The organism is Xylanimonas oleitrophica (assembly GCF_003244315.1).
Lineage (GTDB): Bacteria > Actinomycetota > Actinomycetes > Actinomycetales > Cellulomonadaceae > Xylanimonas_A > Xylanimonas_A oleitrophica.
The window spans coordinates 79,082-94,674 of sequence record NZ_QKWH01000008.1 but is presented as its reverse complement, the minus strand read 5'-3'; the positions used below and the strand labels follow the sequence as shown (position 1 = coordinate 94,674).

Annotated in this window: 13 protein-coding genes; 4 read left to right on the top strand and 9 right to left on the bottom strand. The window is 75.8% G+C overall.

Going from position 1 to position 15,593, the window contains the following annotated elements; translation table 11 throughout:
- Window positions 1-53 precede the first annotated feature (53 nt).
- Entirely contained in the window at window positions 54-1,988 is a 1,935-nt protein-coding gene (locus DNL40_RS11145; RefSeq protein WP_111251331.1) for a phosphoenolpyruvate carboxykinase (GTP), read from the top strand.
- 71 nt (window positions 1,989-2,059) lie between these two features.
- Here DNL40_RS11145 and DNL40_RS11140 read toward each other — a convergent pair whose 3' ends face one another.
- Genes DNL40_RS11140 through DNL40_RS11115 form a run of 6 tightly spaced genes read right to left on the bottom strand, consistent with a single transcriptional unit; the run spans window position 2,060 to window position 9,746 of the window.
- On the bottom strand, window positions 2,060-3,139 hold the full coding sequence (locus DNL40_RS11140) for an aminoglycoside phosphotransferase family protein (protein ID WP_111251330.1): 1,080 nt from the start codon (window positions 3,137-3,139) through the stop codon (window positions 2,060-2,062).
- On the bottom strand, window positions 3,129-4,343 hold the full coding sequence (locus DNL40_RS11135) for a phosphotransferase (RefSeq protein ID WP_111251329.1): 1,215 nt from the start codon (window positions 4,341-4,343) through the stop codon (window positions 3,129-3,131). The genes DNL40_RS11140 and DNL40_RS11135 overlap by 11 nt, the downstream gene beginning before the upstream one ends.
- A complete protein-coding gene (locus tag DNL40_RS11130; protein WP_111251328.1) occupies window positions 4,327-6,138 on the bottom strand; it encodes an ABC transporter ATP-binding protein in 1,812 nt (603 codons plus the stop codon). The genes DNL40_RS11135 and DNL40_RS11130 overlap by 17 nt, the downstream gene beginning before the upstream one ends.
- Window positions 6,138-7,331, bottom strand: a complete 1,194-nt coding sequence (locus DNL40_RS11125; protein WP_111251327.1) for a glycosyltransferase family 4 protein — start codon at window positions 7,329-7,331, stop codon at window positions 6,138-6,140. Before DNL40_RS11125 ends, DNL40_RS11130 begins: the two co-directional genes overlap by 1 nt.
- 23 nt (window positions 7,332-7,354) lie before the next feature.
- Window positions 7,355-8,548: a glycosyltransferase gene (locus tag DNL40_RS11120; RefSeq protein WP_245885856.1), complete on the bottom strand. Its 1,194-nt coding sequence runs from the start codon at window positions 8,546-8,548 to the stop codon at window positions 7,355-7,357.
- Entirely contained in the window at window positions 8,538-9,746 is a 1,209-nt protein-coding gene (locus DNL40_RS11115) for a glycosyltransferase family protein (protein WP_146252079.1), read from the bottom strand. Before DNL40_RS11115 ends, DNL40_RS11120 begins: the two co-directional genes overlap by 11 nt.
- Before the next feature lie 100 nt (window positions 9,747-9,846).
- On the opposite strand from DNL40_RS11115, the gene DNL40_RS11110 reads away from it, so the two are divergent.
- From DNL40_RS11110 to DNL40_RS11100, 3 genes are all read left to right on the top strand, one after another.
- A complete protein-coding gene (locus tag DNL40_RS11110; RefSeq protein WP_179951049.1) occupies window positions 9,847-11,136 on the top strand; it encodes an MFS transporter in 1,290 nt (429 codons plus the stop codon).
- Window positions 11,137-11,234: 98 nt separating this feature from the next.
- Entirely contained in the window at window positions 11,235-12,245 is a 1,011-nt protein-coding gene (locus DNL40_RS11105; protein WP_111251324.1) for a DUF808 domain-containing protein, read from the top strand.
- A 74-nt stretch (window positions 12,246-12,319) separates the two neighbouring features.
- Complete coding sequence (locus tag DNL40_RS11100; RefSeq protein WP_179951053.1) at window positions 12,320-12,769, top strand: tRNA (cytidine(34)-2'-O)-methyltransferase; 450 nt, start codon at window positions 12,320-12,322, stop codon at window positions 12,767-12,769.
- 36 nt (window positions 12,770-12,805) lie between these two features.
- Here DNL40_RS11100 and DNL40_RS11095 read toward each other — a convergent pair whose 3' ends face one another.
- From DNL40_RS11095 to DNL40_RS11085, 3 genes are read right to left on the bottom strand one after another with little or no spacing between them, the layout of a single operon-like run.
- Window positions 12,806-13,519 carry a ThuA domain-containing protein gene (locus DNL40_RS11095; RefSeq protein ID WP_111251322.1) on the bottom strand — a complete coding sequence of 238 codons (714 nt, stop codon included), beginning with the start codon at window positions 13,517-13,519 and terminating at the stop codon, window positions 12,806-12,808.
- Window positions 13,516-14,433 carry a PfkB family carbohydrate kinase gene (locus DNL40_RS11090; RefSeq protein WP_111251321.1) on the bottom strand — a complete coding sequence of 306 codons (918 nt, stop codon included), beginning with the start codon at window positions 14,431-14,433 and terminating at the stop codon, window positions 13,516-13,518. The genes DNL40_RS11095 and DNL40_RS11090 overlap by 4 nt, the downstream gene beginning before the upstream one ends.
- Window positions 14,434-14,438: 5 nt before the next feature.
- Window positions 14,439-15,500, bottom strand: coding sequence for an aldo/keto reductase (locus DNL40_RS11085; protein ID WP_111251320.1), 1,062 nt, complete (start codon window positions 15,498-15,500; stop codon window positions 14,439-14,441).
- Window positions 15,501-15,593: the final 93 nt, after the last annotated feature.

Below are 15,593 nucleotides of genomic sequence, written 5' to 3'. Positions count from 1 at the left end.
GGGCGGACCTTGCGCGACCGTGGAATCAACAGGTCCACGTCAGGAGGCCCGCCATGTTCCCCACCACCCCGCGCCGCACCGCCCGCGTCGCCGAGCTCGTCCACGAGCCCGAGACCGCACCAGGCGCCGGGCCGGACACCGCCCCCGACACCCGGCCCCGCCGCCCCGCGCCCCCGCAGCCCGACCTGCGCACCTGGGTCGAGGAGATCGCCGCCCTCACCCAGCCCGACGAGGTCGTGTGGTGCGACGGCTCCGCGCAGGAGAAGCAGCGCCTGCTCGACCAGATGGTCGAGGCCGGCACCCTGATCCGGCTGGACGAGGCCAAGCGCCCAGGCTCCTACCTGGCCCGCTCCCACCCCTCCGACGTCGCCCGCGTCGAGTCGCGCACCTTCATCTGCTCCGAGGAGCAGGACGACGCCGGCCCCACGAACAACTGGCGCGAGCCCGCCGGGATGCGCTCCGAGCTGCGCAGCGTCTTCGCCGGCTCCATGCGCGGCCGCACCATGTACGTGGTGCCGTTCTCCATGGGCCCCGTGGGCGGCCCCATCTCCCAGGTGGGCGTCGAGATCACCGACTCGCCCTACGTCGTCGTCTCCATGCACGTCATGACCCGGGTGTCCCCGCAGGTGCTCGACCTCATCGACGCCGGCCACGCGTGGGTGCCCGCCGTGCACAGCGTCGGCGCCCCCCTCGCCGAGGGCCAGGAGGACGTGCCCTGGCCCTGCAACGACACCAAGTACATCGTCCACTTCCCCGAGAGCCGCGAGATCTGGTCCTACGGCTCCGGCTACGGCGGCAACGCCCTCCTGGGCAAGAAGTGCTTCGCCCTGCGCATCGCGTCGGCCATGGCCCGCGACGAGGGCTGGCTCGCCGAGCACATGCTCCTCGTCAAGGTGACCTCCCCCGAGCAGCGCGTCTACCACCTGGCTGCCGCGTTCCCCAGCGCCTGCGGCAAGACCAACCTGGCCATGCTCGAGCCCACCGTCCCCGGCTGGAAGGTCGAGACCCTCGGCGACGACATCGTGTGGATGCGCCCGGGACCCGACGGCACCCTGCGCGCCATCAACCCCGAGGCCGGGTTCTTCGGCGTCGCGCCCGGCACCGGCGTCGACACCAACCCCACCGCCATCGCCACCCTCGACCGCGACGTCATCTTCACCAACGTGGCCATGACCGACGACGGCGACGTCTGGTGGGAGGGCCTCACCCCCGAGCCGCCCGAGCACCTCGTCGACTGGACCGGACAGGACTGGACCCCCGCCGACGGCGAGGCCGGCCGCCCCGCCGCCCACCCCAACTCGCGGTTCACCGTCGCCGCCGCCCAGTGCCCCACCATCGCCGACGACTGGGAGGACCCGGCCGGCGTGCCCGTCGACGCCATCGTGTTCGGCGGCCGCCGCGCCACCAACGTGCCCCTCGTGGTGCAGGCGTCCAGCTGGGACCACGGCGTGTTCCTCGGCGCCACCATCAGCTCCGAGCGCACCGCCGCCGCCGAGGGCACCGTGGGTGAGCTGCGCCGCGACCCCTTCGCGATGATGCCGTTCTGCGGCTACAACATGGCCGACCACTGGGCCCACTGGCTCGAGGTGGGCGACGCGCTCGACCCGGAGCTCAAGCCGCGCGTCTTCCAGGTCAACTGGTTCCGCAAGGGCCCCGACGGCTCGTTCCTGTGGCCCGGGTTCGGCGAGAACTCGCGCGTCATCGAGTGGATCGTCAACCAGATCGACCGGGCCCGCGGCCTGCGCACCGACACCGGCGCCGTCTGCTCCCCCGTGGGGCTGCTGCCCGCTCCGGACGCCCTCGACACCGACGGGCTCGACCTGCCCGAGGAGCACCTGCGCGCCCTGCTGGACGTGCCCACGGAGCCGTGGCTGGAGGAGACGGCGCTCACCGAGTCGTTCTTCGACACGTTCGGGGACCGGGTGCCGCAGCGCCTGCGCGACCAGCTCGACGGCCTGCGCGACCGGCTCCAGCGCCAGGCCGGCTGAGCCCGCTCCCCCTGACCGCGCGCGCCGGTCCGCACGCACCCGAGGCATGTGCGTGCGGACCGGCGTTCGTGTCAGGTGGCCCGGTCGGCGGGGCGGAAGGCGTACACGGCCCGCAGCCGCTCCCGGGCGGCGGCGGCCCACGCGGGCACCCGGGCCAGCACGGTCGGCGCGGGCCGGTAGCCGTCGAGGACGGCGTCCCACAGCGGCTCGGGGTCGGCGCACAGGCCCTGCCGCTGCCGCAGCTCCAGGTGCACGCGCAGGTTCGCCAGGTCGAGGGCCGGGTCCCCGGCGGCGAGCAGGTCGAAGTCGAGCAGGCCGACCGAGCCGTCGTCGTCCACCAGCACCTGCTTGTCGTGCAGGTCGCGGTGCAGGAGCGTGCGCTCCTTGGCAGGCACGAGCGGGAGGTCGGGGACGGGGGCCGCGCCGGTGGCCGGGCCGAGCCCGTAGGCCCGGGCGTGCTCGGCCCAGCGGCGAGTGACCGCGGCCTCGGCCTCGGCGTCGTGCACCGCTGTGCCCGCCGGCACGGGCAGCGCGTGGAGCCGGGCGAGGGCGGTGCCGAGGTGGCGGGCGGCCACGAGAGCGAGCGGGTCGTCGAGCAGGTCGTGCAGCGGCCGGCCGGGCAGCGCGCCCAGGGTCACGACAGCGGTGGCCGGGTCGGCGTCGAGCACGGCGGGCGTGCGCAGCGGCAGCGCCTCGGCGGCGCGGGCCGCGTCGACCAGGGCGCCGAACCGGGAGGCTCGCACCGTCTTGGCGTAGGCGGTCCGGCCAGCGGTGCCACCACCGGTACGGCGGCGCACGACGGCCCGGCGCTCGGGCCGGTGGGCCACGAGGCGGGCACCGGGGTCGGCCAGGAGGCCCTGCAGGGCGGGCAGACGGCGGTCGGCCCCCTGGGGCTGCAGCACCAGGGACCCGTGCACCCGTGCCCCTGGGGTGGCGGCTCCCACGCGCGCGGCGCGGGCCGGGTCGGCGAACCACTGCGCGGCGACGGCTTCCGGCACGCTGCCGGAGGTGCCCTCCGGGCCGCCGGGCACCGTCAGGTCGAGCAGCAGGTGCTCGGCGTCGCGCGGCCAGGCACGCACCACCTGACCGCCCGCCGCGCCGACCGCAGCGCGGACCTGGTCGAAGCGCGAACGTGCTGGGTCAGCGGTCATGACGGAGCACCTCCTCGGCGCGGGCGAGCACCTGCTCGACGCGCTCGGCCCACGCCGTCTCGGCGTGGCGGAACGGTTCGGGGGCGCGGCGCAGCAGTGCGGCGGCGGTGCGTGCGGGGAGCCCTCCGGGCAGCGGTCGCACCTCGGCGTACCCGGTGTGCAGGGCCTCCACCGCGCCGCCGTCGAGGCCCGCGGCGGCCGCGCCGGCGAGGTCGTCCCCGGCCGGGCCGGTGCACGCCTCGTCCCAGTCGACCAGCGCGACGGTGCCGTCGGGGCGCAGCACCACCTGATCGGCGGAGAAGTCGCCGTGGCGCAGCACGCCCGCGTGCCCGGCGGCGGCGTCGTGCGCCTCGGCGGAGGCCAGCCCGGCGTCGACGGCCTCGACCACGGCGGCGACCCGGTCGGCCAGGTGCGGCAGCAGCGCGGCCACCTGGCGGGCTGACGCGGCGTGGTCGCCGCGGGTGCGCACGGGCAGGCCGTCGCCGTGGTGCTGGTGCACGCGGGCGAGGGCGCGCCCGGCGGCGCGCAGCTCGTGAGCGCCCGCCGCCCCGCGGGCCAGCGCCTCGTCGAGCGGCTCGCCCGGCACGAAGCCCACGGCGAGGGTCGCGTGCTGCTCCGAGTACGCCAGCGGCGGCGGCACGAGCCCGGTGGTGGCCACGCGCAGCAGGGCGTCGTGGTGCTGACGGGAGGGTCCTGGCCGGTGCGCCCGCAGGAGCACCCGCTCCTCGGCGGCGTCGGGGGCCTCGACCAGCGCCACCCAGCGCCGCTGGGCGTTGTGCACGAGGGTGCGCACGGTGTGCGGGCGCTGCGCGAGGCCGGGCAGGAGGCGCCTCACGGTGCCCTCGGGGTCGCGGGCTCCGGGCAGGTCGCGGTCGGCGGCGGGCCGGGCGAGGAGCATCCCGGCGGGGTCGGCGGCGATCACGGAGCCGGCGGGCGCGCGGCGCACAGTCTTGGCCACCTTGGCGGCGGCGTCGGGCGTGGTGCCCAGCAGCCAGGCGGGCCCGTCGTCGAGGTCGAGGGTGACCACCACGCTGGTGCCGGGCTTGTAGCGCACGGCGCGGCGGCGCAGGAGCCGGCGGCCGTGGGCGGCGAGCAGGTCGGCGAGCAGGTCGTCGTCGAGCGCGAGCGGCAGGGCCGGCAGGTGCGGGTCGGCGGCGACGAGCCGTGCGACGGCCTCGCGGGTGGGGTCAGGCGTGCCCGGCACGGGCCATCACCCCCAGCACCTCGTCGGGCGCGCCCTGCAGGCGCACGGTGCCCTCCTCGATCCAGACGACGCGGTCGGCGTCGCGGGCGGCCTCCAGGTCGTGGGTCACCACGAACGTGGTGCGGCCCTCGGTCAGGCGTCGCAGGGCACCGACCACCTCGCCCTCGGTCTGCGGGTCCAGGCCGGTCAGGGCCTCGTCGAGCACCACCACGGGCGCACGGCGCACGGCGGCGCGGGCGATGGCGATCCGCTGCCGCTGCCCGCCCGAGAGGGTGGCGCCACGCTCACCCACCACGGTGTCGTAGCCGTCGGGCAGCGCCATGATGAAGTCGTGGGCGCCGGCGGTGCGGGCCGCCTCCTCGATCTCCTCGTCCGTGACGTCGCGCGAGACGCCGAGGGCGATGTTCTCCCGCACCGACAGCGCGAACAGCACGCTCTCCTGCAGCACCACGGACACCTGGGAGCGCACCGACTCCAGGGTGAGGTCGCGCAGGTCGTGCCCGTCGATCATCACCTGGCCCTGGTCGGGGTCGCGCAGCCGGGACAGCAGCGCCACGAGCGTGGACTTGCCGGAGCCGGAAGGGCCGACGACGGCCACGCGCTCCCCGGCCCGCACCCGCAGGTCCAGGCCGCGCAGCGTGGGGTGCCCCGGGGAGTAGGCGAGCCACACGTCCCGCAGCTCGACCCAGCCGCGGAACCGGGGCGCGGGGCGGGCCCAGCTGGCGTCCACGAGGTCGGGGCGCTGGTCGAGCACGTCCACGATGCGCTCGCCGGAGGCGGCGGCCTTGGCGATGCGGCCGGTGTACTTGGCGACGTCGCGCATGGGCTTCATGGCCGTCTTGAGGTAGGTGAGGAACACGGTGAGCTCGCCGGGGGTCAGGTCGCCCGAGAGCACCCGCCAGCCGCCGGCCCACAGCACCAGGGCGGTGGCCACGCCCACCAGCACGTCCGTCTTGCGCTCCAGCCCGGCCGACAGCTTCTTGGCGCGCACGCCGTCGCGCAGGGAGCGTTCGTTGCTGCCGCCGAACCGCTCCTGCAGCCGCCCGGCCAGGGAGTAGGAGTGCACCACGCGCATCGAGCCCAGCGACTCGGTGGCGAGCGACGCGATGGCGCCCTCGGCGCTGCGCTGCTCGCGCGAGACGCCCGCGATGCGCCGGGTGAGCCGCACGTTGATGACGGCGAAGAAGGGCAGCACCACGAGCACCACCAGGCCCAGCACCGGGTCGAGCACCGCGATCACCACGAGCATCCCCACCAGGGTGACCACGTTGCCGACCAGGGGCAGCAGGGCCGTGACGGTGGCCTCCTGGAGGCGCCCCACGTCCCCGGTCACGCGCGTCACCAGGTCGCCGGTGCGCGCCTTGTCGTGGAACGCGACCGAGAGCCGGTTGAGGTGCGCGTACAGCTCGGACCGCACGCGGGTCAGCACCCGGTTGCCCGCCAGGGCGAAGCAGACGGTCATGGCGTAGGAGGCCAGCGCCCGCAGGGCGACGACGGCGAGCAGGCCCACGGCGCACAGGGTCAGCAGCGCTGCGGTGCCCAGGCCCGGCTGCTCCTGCGCGGCACCGGTGGCCGAGCCGAGCTCGGCCCCGGCCTGCACCACGAGGTGGTCGATGACGTACGCCAGCGGCCACGGCTCCAGCAGCCGCATGGCCACCTCGGCCAGCAGGGCGAGCGAGCCGAGCACCAGCAGCCGGCGCTGGTCGCGCACGTGGTGGGAGAACCGGCGCAGGATGCGGCCCAGGCCGGGGACCGCCTCGCGCAGGCTGGGCTGGCGGCGCTTCTTCTCGGCCATCAGGCGGCGCTCCTCCCGGCGGCGGGCAGCACCAGGCCGAGGCTGCGCTCCACCACCTGCGTCCACGTGTGCCGCTCGACGGCCCGGGCTCGCGCGGCGCCGCGCAGGTGCTCCCGCCGCGCGACGTCGGCGCGCAGGGCGGCCAGGGCGCGGGCGAGCTCGTGCTCGTCGCCGGGCGTCACGAGGGTGCCCAGCCCGCCGTCTGCGAGCGCCTGCGGCACCTGCCCGGTGCGGCTGGCGACGACGGGAAGCCCGGCGGCGAGGTACTCGTAGACCTTGAGCGGGGAGAAGTAGGAGTCGGCGGTCTGCGGGTAGGGGGCGCAGGCGGCGTCCATGCGGCGCAGGTGGTGGGCCACCTCGTCCTGGCTGACGGCACCGGTGGTCTCGACGCGGTCGGCGACGCCCAGGCGGTCCGCGAGGGCGGCGAGGTCGGCCGCCGTCGGGCCGTCGCCCACGAGCAGCAGGCGCCAGGTGGGGTCGCCGGAGGCCAGGCGGGCGAAGGCGCGCAGCAGCACGTCGACGCCGTGCCAGGGCTTGAGGGTGCCCACGAACCCGACCACGAACTCGGTGCCGTCGGCGGGGGTGACGGGCCGGTCGGCGGGGCGCACGCGCCGGGTGTCGACGCCGTTGGGGATCACGTGGACGCGCTCGGGGCGGGCGGAGACGGTGCGGGCCCAGGCGGCCACGCCGTCGCTGACGCACACGACGGCGCCGGCGTCGGTGAGGGCGCCGCGCGCGACGGCTTCGGCCCCCGCGGCGTCGACGAGGGTGCGGTGGGCGGCCTGCTCGCGCGGCAGGGGGGCGTTGACCTCGAGCACGCTGGGCACGCCGCGGGCGGCGGCCCACGCGGTGGCGGTGCGGCCCCACAAGGCGTAGCGCTCGTAGACGAGGTCGGGGGCCACGGCGTCGAGCACGCCGGCGACCTGGGCGTCGACGGCGCGGGCGGCGTGCTCGCGCTCGGCCGGTCCCTTCGTGCGGTCGGCGCGCGGCACGGCGGGCAGCTCGTGCACGACGACGGCGCGCAGCGGGTCGCCGTCGTCGCTGCCGAGGGTGCCGCCGGGGCGCGGGGTGACCAGGTGCACCTCGTGCCCGCCGGCGACGAGCTCGGCGAGGACGGCGCGCACGTGCACGGAGGCGCCCTTGGTCCCCGCGACGGGGATCCCGGGGTCGGTGCAGACGTAGGCGATGCGCACGGGTGTCTCCTTCCTCGGGCCGGTCAGGCGAAGGTCTCGGCCACGCGGGCGGCCTGGCGGGTGGTGTCGAACTCGGTCTCGACGAGCTCGCGGGCGGCGGCGGCGAGCCGGCGGCGCAGGAGCGCGTCGTCGAGCAGGCGGCCGAGGGCTACGGCCAGCGCCTGCGGGTCCCGCTCGGGCACGAGCAGCCCGGTGGCGTCGTCGTGCACCACCTCGGGGATGCCGGTCACGGGGGTGGAGACGACAGGGGTCCCGAGGGCCATGGCCTCGAGCAGCACGGTGGGCAGGCCGTCCCGGTTGCCGTCGGCGCCCACCACGCACGGTGCGGCGAAGCAGGCGGCACCGGCCACGACCCGGCTCACCTCGTCCTGGGGCAGGGGGCCGCGCAGGTGCACCACGTCGGCCAGCCCCAGGCGGTCGCGCCGGGCCCGCAGGTCGTCGGCCAGCGGGCCCGCTCCGACGAGCTCCACCTCGACCTTGCGGCCGGAGCCCACGAGGACCGCCACCGCCTCGAGCAGGTCGGCGAACCCCTTCTTCTCCACCAGGCGTCCCACGGCGGCCACCACCGGCGGGCGGTCGCCCGGGTCGGCGTACGGGAAGCCGCGCAGGTCCAGGCCGTTGTAGACGCGGCGCACGCGGCCGGCGTCCGGTCCCAGCTCGGCGCGCAGGTGGGCGAGGTTGTAGTCGCTCACGGTGACCACGGCGCGGGCGTCGGCGACCTTGCGGCGCAGGTCGGCCGGGTCGACCTCCTCGTGGAAGATGTCCTTGGCGTGCGCCGTGACCGAGTAGGTGATGCCCGTCAGCAGCGCGGCCAGCCGTGCCACCGTGGTGGCCACCGAGGCGAAGTGGGCGTGCAGGTGCGTGATGCCCCGCTCCCGCACCGCCACGGCCAGCTCCAGCGCCTGCACGGCGTCACCCACCTCGGCGGCGAGCAGCTCGTCCAGGTGCGCGTCCACCTCGGGCACGGCGGCCCGGGCCGCGCCCAGCGCCGCCCACACGTCCGCGGCCCGCAGGCCCCCGTGCTTGAGGTAGGTCACCGGTGCGCGCATCTCGGCCAGCGAGGGGTGGAACCGCCCGTCCACCGGGTACCGCAGGCTGAACACCTCGAGGTCCACCCCGAGCCGCTGCATCGACAGCAGCTCGGTGACCACGAACGTCTCGGAGAACCGCGGGTACATCTTGAGCACGTAGCCCACGCGGGTCGTCTCAGGCAGCACGGGTGGCTCCTTCCAGGAGGCGGTCGGCCAGGATCGGCACCCGATCCAGGCCGTCGAGGTCCACGGGGTGGGGCGTGGCGGTCGTGGCACCGGGGTGCGCACCGGTGACGGCTGCCTCCAACCACCGCCCCAGCCGCTGCGGGGTCGCCTCGCGGGGGTGCAGCACGTCGGCGTGGCCGAGCTCGGCCAGCCGCCGCGCCCGCACCATCTGCTCCAGCCGCGGGGCGGTGCGGGGCACCAGCAGCGTGCGGGCACCGGCGTCGAGCAGCTCGCACACGCTGTTGTACCCGGCCATCGACACCACGGCCCGGGCGCCGGCCACCAGGGCGGGCACGTTCGCCACCAGCTCGCGCACCTCGACCCGCGGGCTGCGCGCGGCGATGGCGTGCAGCTCCTCGCGCACCGCCGTGGGCATGAACGGACCGGTCACCACCAGGCCGCGCACGCCGTCGGGCAGCGGGGCCGCGGCGAACGCACGGGCCAGGTCCACGCCGTCCTGCCCGCCACCGCACAGGCACAGCACGTACGGGTCGGACGGCGGCGCCTCGACCACACCGCGGGCGCTCGCGCCGGCGTCCCGGCCCCGGGCCAGGTAGCCGGTGAAGTCCACCATCCGGGCCACGTCGCCCGGCAGCCGGTACTCGGCCACCGTGTCGTACACGGCCTGGTCGCCGTAGACCCACACGGCGTCGTAGTAGCGGCGCACCGCCTGGGACGTGCGGCTCACCTCCCACTCGCGCACCGCGACGTCGGGGGCGTCGAGCACCTCGCGCAGGCCCAGCACCACCCGGGTTCCGCCCGTCTCGCGCAGCCGTCGCAGCACCGGCTCCAGCTCGCCGCCCAGCCCGAGCGCCACCTTGTCCACCACCAGCAGGTCCGGGGCGAACGTCGTCAGGGTGGCCTCCAGCACCGCGGACCGCAGGCGCAGCACCTCGTCGAACCCGATGCCCAGCGCGCGGCTGTCGTACCCGCCTCCGGCGTCCTTGCGGACCGTGGGCAGGGTGACCAGGTCGGTGCGCGGCGGGCGCGGCAGCGTCGCGGCCTCCGGGTTGCCCGTGAGCACGACGACGTCGGTGCCCGCGTCCGCCGCGACGAGCGCGTCGGCGATCGCGAGGTTGCGCCGGATGTGGCCCAGTCCCTGGGTGTCGTGGGAGTACAGGGCCACCCGGCGGGCGGGGGCGGTCGTGGTTCCTGGCATGGCTCCAGCCTGGGAGACCCGGATGAAGCACGGGTGAGAGCAACATGAGACACCTCTCATGCGGCGCCTACCATGCGGTGTGACAGGTGAGGGAGCACGCGTGGACGGCACGAGCAGCAGCGGGGGCCGCAGGGCCTGGATCGTCTGGGCGGCAGGGCTCCTCACCTACGTGGTGGCCGTGGCGCACCGCTCCTCGTTCGGTGTCGCCGGGCTCGAGGCCACCGACCGGTTCGGCGTCCAGGCCACCGTGCTGTCCCTCTTCGTGGTGGTGCAGCTGGCCGTCTACGCCGCCATGCAGCTGCCGATGGGCGTGGCCCTGGACCGCTGGGGGCCGCGGCGCCTGCTCGTGCTGGGGTCGCTCACCATGACGGTGGGGCAGCTCGTCATGACGTTCGCGCCCGGCGTCGGGGTCGCCATCGTGGCCCGCGTGCTCATCGGCAGCGGTGACGCCGCCATCTTCGTCTCCGCGGTGCGCCTCGTCTGGTCGTGGTTCCCCCGCCGCCGCGTGCCGCTGCTGACGCAGGTGACCGGCATCGTGGGCCAGTGCGGGCAGGTCGTCTCCGCGCTGCCGTTCGCCCTCGCCCTGCACGACCTCGGCTGGACGTGGGCGTTCGCCGGGCTCGTGGTGCTCGGCGTGCTCGCCACGGTGCTCGCCGGCCTCGTGGTACGGGACCGCCCTGCGGGCGAGCCGCCGCTGGCCGCCCCCAGCCGCCTGTCCGGCCTCGGCGACACCCTGCGCAACCCCGGCACCTGGCTCGGCTTCTGGACGCACATGATCGGCGGTGTCAGCGCCAACGTGTTCGTGCTGCTGTGGGGCGTGCCGTTCCTCGTGCAGGGTCAGGGGCTCACCACCGCCCAGGCCGGGGGGCTGCTGACCCTCAACGTGCTCGTCGCGATCGTGGCCGGTCCCGTGATCGGTGAGCTCACGGCCCGCCACCCGCTGCGGCGCTCGTGGATCGCGCTCGCGGTGGCCACCGGCGTCGCCGCCGGCTGGGCGCTGGTGCTGATCCCGTCGGGGCCCCGCCCGCTGTGGCAGCTCGCGATCTTCGTCGCCCTCGTGTCCGTGGGCGGCCCCGCCTCGCTCATCGGGCTCGACTTCGCCGCCTCGCTCAACCCGCCGCAGCGCCTGGGCGCCGCGCAGAGCGTGGCCAACATGGGCGGGTTCGTCTCCACGTTCGCGGTGATGCTGGCCGTGGGCGTGGTGCTGGACCGGCTCGCGCCCGACGGCGCCCCCACCCTCGACGACTACCGCGTCGCGCTGTGCGCGCTGCCCGCCATGATGGCGGTCGCGCTCGTGGGCGTGCTGGTGACCCGCCGCCAGGCGCGCGCCGTGCACGACATCCGGGTGCCGCGGCTGATCGAGGGCTGGCGGCGCGGCCGCTCGTCCTGACGCCGGTCGCCCCGCGCCCCGGGCCCGCCAGCACCCGGGTGCTGATCTACGCTTCGCGACATGAGTGCTGAACCCGTGCCGGCCTCCCGGAGCGCCCGGTGAGCGCCGGTCTGCTGGGCCTGCTCGACGACGTCGCCGCGATCGCGCGCATGGCCGCCGCCTCCATCGACGACGTCGGTGCGGCCGCCGGGCGCGCCACGGCCAAGGCGGCGGGCGTGGTGATCGACGACACCGCCGTCACCCCGCAGTACGTGCAGGGGGTGGCTGCCAAGCGGGAGCTGCCGATCATCCGCAAGATCGCCGTCGGCTCGATCCGCAACAAGCTCGTCATCATCCTTCCCGTCGCCCTGGTGCTCAGCCAGTGGGCCGAGTGGCTGCTCACGCCGATCCTCATGCTCGGCGGCACCTACCTCGCCTTCGAGGGCGCCGAGAAGATCTGGGGCCGGCTGCGCGGCCACGACGCCCACGCCGCGAAGGTCGTCGACGTCGGGGAGGACGCCGAGAAGACCCTCGTCTCGGGCGCCATCCGCACCGACCTCATCCTGTCGGCCGAGATCATGGTCATCTCGCTCAACGAGGTGGCCCACGAGGGGTTCTGGGCGCGGCTCGCCATCCTCGTGGTGGTGGCGCTGGTCATCACGGTCGTGGTCTACGGCGTCGTCGCTCTCATCGTGAAGATGGACGACATCGGGCTGGCGCTCGCCCAGCGCCGCTCCTCCCTCAGTCAGAAGGTGGGCCGCGGTCTGGTGCGCGGCATGCCGCGGCTGCTGGCAGTGATCTCCGTGGTGGGCACCGTGGCCATGCTGTGGGTGGGCGGGCACATCCTGCTCACCGGCACCGACGAGCTCGGCTGGCACGGCCCGTACGGCTGGGTGCACCACGTCGAGGAGGGCATCCACCACGCGGTGCCCGCCGTCGGTGCCGTGCTCGCATGGCTGTTCAACACGTTCTGCTCGTTCGTGGTGGGCGTGCTCGTCGGGGCCGTCGTCCTGGCCGTGGTGCACGTGCTGCCTCTCGGCCGGCGCGAGCACCACAGCGGCGGGGCCGACGCCGCGGCGGGCACCGCCGTCGTCGAGCACCCGGCCACCCCGGAGGAAGGACGGCAGTGACCGACCCCCGCACCACCCACCCCGCCAACCCGCACCCGAGCGCACCTGCCGCCCCGGCGGCGTCGTTCGCCCACATCGTCTACTTCGAGCCGCGCATCGCGGGGAACACCGGCTCGGCCATCCGGCTCGCCGCCGTCACCGGGGCGCGCCTGCACCTGGTGGAGCCGCTGGGGTTCGACCTCGAGGAGTCCAAGCTGCGCCGGGCAGGGCTGGACTACCACGACCTCGCCGTCATGGACGTGCACCCCACGTTCGACGCCGCCCTGACCGCGCTGCCCGGGCGGGTCTTCGCCTTCACGGCGCAGGCGACGACGTCGTACACCGACGTCGCCTACGAGCCGGGCGACGTGCTGCTGTTCGGGCCCGAGCCCACCGGGCTGCCCGAGGAGGTCATGGCGCACCCGCGGGTGACAGACCGGGTGCGCATCCCGATGCTGCCGGGGCGCCGGTCGCTCAACCTCACCAACGCGGCCTCGATCGTCACGTACGAGGCGTGGCGGCAGCAGGGGTTCCCCGGCGCCTGACGCCCGCCGCGACCAGCCCGCCGGGCAGGCCAGCGGTCAGGCCAGCAGCCAGGTGGCCGCGCGGCGCAGCAGCTCCTGGTGCGACGGCGAGGCGAACGACCGCACGTCGTGCCCCAGCGCGCTGTACACCGTGCGTCCCCCGTGGGCCTCGGTCACCCACAGCGCCGGGTGCGGGTCCCCCGCGTCGTCGTCCACCCAGCCCAGCACCTGCGACGACGGCGCCACCCGCAGCCCGCAGTAGCGCTCGTCGATCGCCTCGACCGCGCCGACCCGCTCGGTCAGCGGGTGCGCCCCGGACGCCAGCCGCAGCCGCGCCCGCCCCAGCGGCGGGTGGCCCGAGACGCCCTCGACCCAGCGGCCGCCCAGCACCTCCTCGAACCTCGGCGCGTCCCCGAACGCGTTGGCCGCCTGGTGCAGGGCCAGCAGCCGCCCGCCGGCCCGCGCCCAGGTGTCGAGACGAGCGTGGAACGGTGCCCAGTCGGCGTCCGTGCCGCCGATGCCCGCCTCGCGGTAGCCCGGCTGCCAGGTGCCCGCGTTCAGCACCAGCAGATCGACGTCGTCCAGGCCGTCCAGCACGTCGCGGAAGACCGAGCGCACCTGCACGTCCACGCCGTCGAGCGCCCCCAGCACCCCGGCCACCGCGTGCGACGTGGCGGCGTGGTCGTGCCACGGGTCCTCGTACCGTCCGCGCCCGGCCAGCACCAGCACGCGGGCCGTCACGGCAGCGCCCTCACCGTCGCCGCCCGTCACCAGCCGTCCTCGAGGTGCTCCAGCCACCCGCGCGGCCCCACGTGGGCCACGCGCGTGCTGGCCACCCGTGCCGCGAGCGCCACGGCGTCGCCCAGCTCACCGCCCCGGGCGAGAGCCGCGGCCAGCGCCCCGTGGAACGCGTCGCCCGCGCCGAGGGTGTCTCGCGCGGTCGCCCCCGGCACCTCGACGGTGCCCACGGCACCGTCGGTGTCGCGCCACTCCACCGGGTCGGGGCCGTGGGTGACGACGACGGCGCGCGCGCCGAGCGTGAGCACCCCCTCGACGGCGTCGTCGTGGTCCGGCACCTGGAAGTCGGCGGAGAGGGCGGCGACGTCGGCCGCGGGCAGCAGCTCCTCGAAGAACGGGCGCCACCGGCCGGCGTCGAGCACCACGCGGGGGCGGGGCTCGAGCGATGCGAGGAACGTCATCACCGCGCGAGCGACCGCCGGGTGGTGGCCGTCCAGCAGCACGGCGTCGGGCAGGCCGTGCTCGCGGGCGAGCGTCTCCAGCTCGGTGCGGGTGGCTGCGGGCGCGGTGGCGAGGGCGCCGTCCGGCGAGACCACCGACCGCTCCCCCGTCGCGTCGTCGACCAGCACGGCGGAGACCGCCATGGGGAACATGTCCGCCTCGCGGTCGCCGACGACGTCGTGCACCAGCACGCCGTGCGCCTCCAGGTCGGCGCGGGCGGCCGCGGCCACCGGACCGGAGCCCAGGGCGCTGACCAGCACGGCGCGGGCACCGAGGGCCACGGCCGTCACGGCGGCGTTCGCGGCGGGCCCACCAGCGGCGACGTCCTGCCGGGAGGCCGTGATCTTCTGGTCGGGTCCCGGCCGGGCGTCGGCGCGGTGCACCACGTCGAGGGTCGTCAGGCCCGCGCACCACACCACGGGCGGCGCTCCGGTGATGGGGTCCATGCCGCTCACCGCCCCGTCCCGTCGACGGCGTGCGGCTCGATCGCGGCCAGCTCGTCGTCGGTCAGGGGGCCGGCCGCGAGCGCGCCCACCGTGTCCTCGAGCTGGGCGACGCTGGAGGCGCCCACGATCGCCGAGGTGACCCGCCGGTCCCGCAGCACCCAGGAGACGGCGAGCTGGGCCAGGCTCTGCCCGCGCCCGGCGGCGACCTCCTGCAGGGCGCGGGCCCGCTCCAGGTACTCGGCGGACAGGTTGGACTCCGAGAGGAACGGGGAGTCGGGCCGTGCGGCCCGCGACCCCTCGGGGACCGCCCCGTCCAGGTACCGGCCGGTGAGCAGGCCCTGCGCCAGCGGGGAGAACACGACCACGCCCACCCCGAGCTCGTCGGTGACGTCCAGCAGGGCCTCCGTCTGCCGCCCGTCGTAGGGGTCCTCGCGGTCGGCGACCTCCACGTGCCGGTTGAACATGGAGTAGCTGGGCTGGTGGAGCAGCAGGGGCACGCCGAGGCCGTCGAGGATCTCGGCCGCCCGGCGGGTGCGGGCCGGCGAGTAGTTCGACACGGCCGCGTACCGGGCCTTGCCCTGCCGCACCGCCGAGGCGAGCGCCCCCATCGTCTCCTCGAGCGGCGTCGCCGGGTCGGGGCGGTGGTGGTAGAAGACGTCGACGTGGTCCAGACCCGTCCGGGCCAGCGAGGCGTCGAGCGAGGACAGCAGGTACTTGCGGGAGCCGTGGTCGCCGTACGGGCCGGGCAGCATGTCGTAACCGGCCTTCGTGGAGATCACCAGCTCGTCCCGGTAGGGCGCCAGGTCCTTGGTGATGATGCGACCGAAGTTCTCCTCGGCGGAGCCGTACGGCGGGCCGTAGTTGTTGGCCAGGTCGAAGTGCGTGACGCCCAGGTCGAACGCCCTGCGCACCACCTCGCGCTGGGTGGCGAACGGCGTCGTGTCGCCGAAGTTGTGCCACAGGCCCAGCGAGAGGGCCGGGAGGTCGAGGCCGGAGCGGCCCGCCCGGCGGTACGTCATGGACTCGTAGCGGGCCTCGTCGGCGAGGTACCGGGGTGCGGTCGGCATGTCTTCCATCCTGCACGAGACGCGCGCGCCACGAGTCCTGGGACCTCTGGGCCGGGAACCGGACCCGCAGGTCCCAGGACTCGTGGCGCGCGA

Excerpts from the sequence above, each read along its gene's own strand:
- DNL40_RS11130 (WP_111251328.1), bottom strand. The coding sequence starts at position 6,138 with ATGGCCGAGAAGAAGCGCCGCCAGCCCAGCCTGCGCGAGGCGGTCCCC.
- DNL40_RS11140 (WP_111251330.1), bottom strand. The coding sequence starts at position 3,139 with ATGACCGCTGACCCAGCACGTTCGCGCTTCGACCAGGTCCGCGCTGCG.
- DNL40_RS11115 (WP_146252079.1), bottom strand. The coding sequence starts at position 9,746 with ATGCCAGGAACCACGACCGCCCCCGCCCGCCGGGTGGCCCTGTACTCC.
- DNL40_RS11085 (WP_111251320.1), bottom strand. The coding sequence starts at position 15,500 with ATGCCGACCGCACCCCGGTACCTCGCCGACGAGGCCCGCTACGAGTCC.
- DNL40_RS11090 (WP_111251321.1), bottom strand. The coding sequence starts at position 14,433 with ATGGACCCCATCACCGGAGCGCCGCCCGTGGTGTGGTGCGCGGGCCTG.
- DNL40_RS11145 (WP_111251331.1), top strand. The coding sequence starts at position 54 with ATGTTCCCCACCACCCCGCGCCGCACCGCCCGCGTCGCCGAGCTCGTC.